The sequence below is a fragment of the Neobacillus paridis genome (assembly GCF_016765675.1).
Taxonomy (GTDB): domain Bacteria; phylum Bacillota; class Bacilli; order Bacillales; family Cytobacillaceae; genus Neobacillus; species Neobacillus paridis.
Genome location: NZ_JAESWB010000067.1, coordinates 1 through 392 on the forward strand (window position 1 = coordinate 1; position 392 = coordinate 392).

Annotated in this window: 1 protein-coding gene; it reads right to left on the reverse strand. The window is 56.6% G+C overall.

The genetic code is table 11. The annotated features are described in order from the left end of the window. The coding region (locus tag JK635_RS27950; protein ID WP_202653054.1) for a DUF6088 family protein at positions 1 to 259 on the reverse strand (259 nt) is incomplete at its 3' end. Positions 260 to 392: the final 133 nt, after the last annotated feature.

The following is a 392-nucleotide window of genomic DNA, read 5'->3' on the forward strand; positions in this document are numbered from 1 at the left end:
CGATGGTTTCGCCGCGCTGGTGGGCCAGCCCCTCGACCATTTTGGAGGCCGAGGGGGCGCGAGAACCGAAACGGCTCTCCACCGGCAGGACATAGATACCACGGCCGGCGCGCAGCAGGGTGCCGCGTTGCACCAGTCGTGACAGCACCTGATCTACCGCCGCCCGATTTCCCAAATGGAGCAGTTCCTTGGTGACCAAGGGTGTCCCCTCCGGCAATCCGGCGGCGTGCTCCAGAACCTGTTTGGCGAGGGTTTGCATGGTGGGAATCTCCTAATTGGTAGAAGTATGGAGGAATTTCTGACACTTTTCAAGAGACGGAAGCTTTAGTGCTTGTCATGTAGGTAAGCGTTCCAATAGGTTTGCGTGCTAAACGAAACTTTTTGATGGTAAA